General features: G+C 56.2%; 4 protein-coding genes. All 4 read left to right on the top strand.

All coding sequences use genetic code 11. From position 1 onward, the window contains the following. A partial coding sequence (locus tag DBR20_RS22065) for a hypothetical protein (RefSeq protein WP_219927794.1) occupies positions 1–449 on the top strand: 449 nt, incomplete at its 5' end. A 69-nt stretch (positions 450–518) separates the two neighbouring features. Further along, entirely contained in the window at positions 519–1,865 is a 1,347-nt protein-coding gene (locus DBR20_RS06440; protein WP_108265600.1) for a hypothetical protein, read from the top strand. Beyond that, positions 1,862–3,154 (top strand): oligosaccharide flippase family protein, encoded by a 1,293-nt coding sequence (locus tag DBR20_RS06445; RefSeq protein ID WP_108265601.1) that lies wholly within the window; start codon positions 1,862–1,864, stop codon positions 3,152–3,154. The genes DBR20_RS06440 and DBR20_RS06445 overlap by 4 nt, the downstream gene beginning before the upstream one ends. A 2-nt stretch (positions 3,155–3,156) precedes the next feature. Further along, the coding region (locus DBR20_RS06450) for a hypothetical protein (RefSeq protein WP_146186961.1) at positions 3,157–4,298 on the top strand (1,142 nt) is incomplete at its 3' end.

Genomic DNA, 4,298 nt, shown 5'->3' on the forward strand with positions numbered 1-4,298 from the left:
AGCAGATCATCGAGCAGCTCGAGAAGGATGGGATGAGAGTATTCGTCTACTGCTATTACCCGTCCCGCATGCTCTTCCGGTTGCGCTCCCTGTTCGATGGGGGCTTCCGCCGATTCGCCAGGAAGTACATCGATTTCAAGGGAATGCCGCTATCCGAAGTGGTTGACCGTATCGCCGAGAGTCGTGCGGTGATCGATGTGAACAGGCCTGGCCAGCTGGGTCTGACGATGCGGACGATCGAGGCGATCGGCGCCCAACGGCTGCTGGTGACGACGAACGAGGATATCGTCAACTACGAGGTTTACTCGCAGAAAGGCATGTACCTGATTGACCGGCGTGCACCGAAAGTCGCCCGGGAGTTCCTTCAGAGCGAGGGGATCCCCCACGCAGAATCGGTTCGTGTCGGGCTTTCCGCCAGGAACTGGGTGTTGCGCGTTCTTGGAAACTGACCGGGCCGGCCCAGTGACGCGTCACGCCATCCCCCCGTGCGAACGCTCTCTCAATAGAAGCTACCGAGCATGAAGTACCTCACCGTCGTCTACTACGATACTTTTGCCCGCTTCTTTTCTGCCATGGAAGATGAAGTCAGGCTGCGGGACAGTGAGGCAGAGTTCCTTCACCTCGCGCTGTTTCCAAGCGCCTACCTTTATCTGGCGCTTGAGCGGAAGTCAGTTCGCCTGCTTCCGTGGGAGGCGACGAGAGCTTCGTCGGCATGTGCTTCGGTCGAAGATGTCGAACTGGATCGAATTGGTGCGTATCACTCCTACATCCTCTCGGGTGGGGGCAGGCAGGCTGACGCACGCGTCCGCCAACGTGCGGCGAAGTACGTCAACGCGGTATCTGAGATCCTGCGCGAGTTCCGTCCAGACCGCGTGATCATGTCCGGCGACACCCGGATTGCCTGCGAAGCGCTGTCCTTCTGCCTGGCCCGCGATTGGCCTGATGTGCCGAAATTCCACTTCGAGCAGGGGCCAGGTGGCACGACGATTCTTGATCCGCTGGGAGTCAACGCAAATTGCTCCTTCCGGTATGACATCGCGGCGCTGACCGGTGAAGGCTACTCGGCAGAAGCGCCGCAGAAGCGCGACCGCTTCAAGCGCAACCCGGTGTTCAGAGCGCTGGATCACGCCCTGTCCCGTTCGCTGGGTGTGATATCACGGCTGCCTGTTGAATGGGCAACACTACCGATGCCGCGATGCCCGGAGCCGCGCTACGCAGCCTGCCTGGAGTCGGCAAAACCGACGGGCGCAGTCGACGGGCCGTGTGTGCTGGTGGCACTGCAGGTCCCGGATGATGCGAACAATATCCATCACAACCCTCTGGGTCTTGGTGATGCCCAGTTCGTCGAGTTGGTGGTTCGTGCTGTCCGCCAACGCGGCGGACGCGTCCTCGTGCGCGAGCATCCCCTGTATAGGCGCAAGTACAGTGCAGAGCTATACGAATTCATTTCAGCGACCCCGGAGGTCGGGCTTTCGAGCGCTGAGCTGAAGGACGATCTGTCGGTCGCGGCGGTCGTGGTGACAGTCAATTCGATGACCGGTTTCGACGCCTATATGTCCAATGTCCCAGCGATCCTGCTCGGGCGGGCGTTCTACGATCACCTGCCGGGGATCGTTCGCGTGCGCACGGAAGCGAATCTCGCGGCATCCATCGAACTGATCCAGAACAAGCGTGTCTCGGAGCTGCTGGGGGGCTGCGATCCAGGGGCGATCGTCGCGCAGATGAGAGATCAATATTTCATCGAAGGGCACATGCTGGATACGGATTTGATTGCGGCGTCTGGTATCGCGGACGCTTTGATGGCATCTGTCGTTGAGACGGGAGACGGTAAGAGTGCTGATTTGGCTAGGGCAGTAGTTGGATGACGGCAAAGGGCATCTACTTGGGAGTGGCCTCGAACCTGCTCGGCAACGCGCTGATGTTGGGCGCGACGTTGTGGCTGACTCGCCTCATCAGTCCTGTGGAGTTTGGTGAGTTTCGAGTCGGGGCCAACTTCTCGACACTGATGATCCCGTTTCTGGCTTTGGGCGGCGAGCGCCTGATCAGCCGTTTGATCCAGAAGGGTGACTTGGCGGGCGTGTCCAGGACGGTCCGGATGGTCATGACGATCGCATTGGTCGGCGTAGCTGTCCTGCTCCTGGCTTACCCAGTGCTCGCCCGCTATGCCTTCGCGGGAACTGTGGGGTTCCCTGTCTTCGCCTTGGGCGTGCTGCTTGTTCCGCTGACCATCTGCTACAACTTGGCAAACACAATCTGGCGGCATACCGGTTCGCCAGCCCATGCGCAGATCCACCTGAATTTCTATCAGAGGCTTCTGCGTGCCCCGCTTCTTATTGGATTCGCTTGGCTATACCCCACGGCCGTCTCCGCGTCTGCTGCGATGTTCATCGCGCAGGGCGCGTCGCTGATGCAGTTGTGGAAACACGTCCGGGGGGTGTTGTGCGGCGGCTCAGAGCTGGCAAAGACCTCCGGCAGCGCCAGATCGATACTCGCTGAGATGGTGATGATCGGACTGCCGGTAGCGCTGCTTGCGGCGGTCGATCGTGTCGATGTCCTCATCATCAATGCCGTGATGGGCGTCAAAACGGCCGGCGAGTATGATTTGGTCTACATGCTCGCGCTTACTGCGATGTTCCCCGCAATGGCGATGTCGAAGACATCCGAACCCATGCTTCTTTCCCTGGCCAATGACACGGGCCGCCAGGGTCAAGTCAGGTCGCTGCAGAAGCGTACCCTATTGCTCTCCTGCGCCGCACTCATCGGGATCGCGGTCATTTCGCCGTTCATCCCTATGGTGCTGGGGGTTGCTGGCCCCGATTTTCCGGCTGCGGTTATTGTCCTATCCGCAGGGCTGGCACTTTCCAGTGCATGCGGGCCGGTACTCGAGTATATGCAGATCAATGGCCGTGCGAGGATAGCCTTGATTCTTGCAATGACCCTCATGTGCGTGTTTGTGTGGATGAAGTGGCTTGCAGCATCAGCGGGCAGCTTGGTGTCGTTTGCATTTCTCGGCGGACTCTTCTACTTCGCTCTTCGCCTTTCATTGACCGTATATGTCTACCTTGTTGATCGAGTTCTCCTTGCGAATCCATATATGCTCGCAGTTTCTATCGTGTTGTACTGCCTGATCGCCGCTTTGGTTGTCGGAGGATGAGGATGAGTGCCCGCAAATTAATTGACGCAGGGTTTGCTCTGTTCTTCGTTATTGGGCTTTTTATCGGCGATGGCCTGTTTGGTAGCATTGTTGTCCCGGCAGGCCTGGTTGGATATCACATCCTGAAACTTCGCGCTCTTTCGAAATCGATAGAGCTTTCATTTTTGCTGCTCTTCTCGGTTACTTATCCAATATTTTGGTTGTTCTCGGTTTTCCTTGGGGTTGATATCCATTACCTCTATTGGAACGTAAATTCAACCTTTATCGCGCAAGCGTTTGCTGCTCAGGGAATTTTTCTTGCCAGTCTCTTCTTGGTGCTGGGAAATTCGCGACCATTGACCGTGGTTGACTATCCCCGGAGGGACAGCGCAGTAGTGTTCTGGTCGGCAATCATCGCGATGTTCGCCTGCCTTGTGATCGCAGCAAGCTCCATTCAGGGAAACATTTTTGAACAATCGTATGACTATGAGCTGAGTGGCTCCTCGATTCTGTTCGAGTATGTTCTCATTCTGATTCTGGTTGCCTACTGCTATTCCGGGCAGGGCGCTGCTAGACGGCGAGTTTTGATCATTGCGGCAGCAGCGTTTGTATTGACGCCGCTCTACTTTGGTAAGCGACTGCCCGCTTCCATGGTGGCCTTCGCAATTCTCTTGCTCTACATTCGACCTAAGAATGTTCGACAGGTCGCACTCATATTCGGCGTGGGATTTGTTGCGCTATCGTTATTGGCTCTATTCAGGGTTGGCGAGTCGGGGCAGAGCTTCGCGCAGATTATATTTAATATTAGTGATGATGGTTCCATGCGGAACAATCAGGGTGGCGTCATATACTCCTCTGCTGTTTACATGAAGCTGGTGCATGACGGCATCTTTGACTTTCAGTTTGCCGTGCAGTCAATGATGAATGTGGCGCTTTCTATTTTCCTTCCATCATCCATGGTTGATGAGTCCGCATACATAAACTTTGCGGCAATGAAGCATATTCCTATTCCCGGAAATGGAGGATTTCCTGGCGTAACCTTCTTCGTGTGGGGTGGGTTGCCGGGTGTAATTCTTGCTGGAGCTCTGTTCGGATGGGTAATGAAGTACAGTTGTCGATATCCACTGCTTGCGGTATACGCCACGTTCCTGTTTTTCACCTTTCC

The sequence above is a fragment of the Stenotrophomonas sp. HMWF023 genome (genome assembly GCF_003060985.1).
In the GTDB taxonomy this organism is placed as follows: Bacteria; Pseudomonadota; Gammaproteobacteria; order Xanthomonadales; family Xanthomonadaceae; genus Stenotrophomonas; species Stenotrophomonas lactitubi.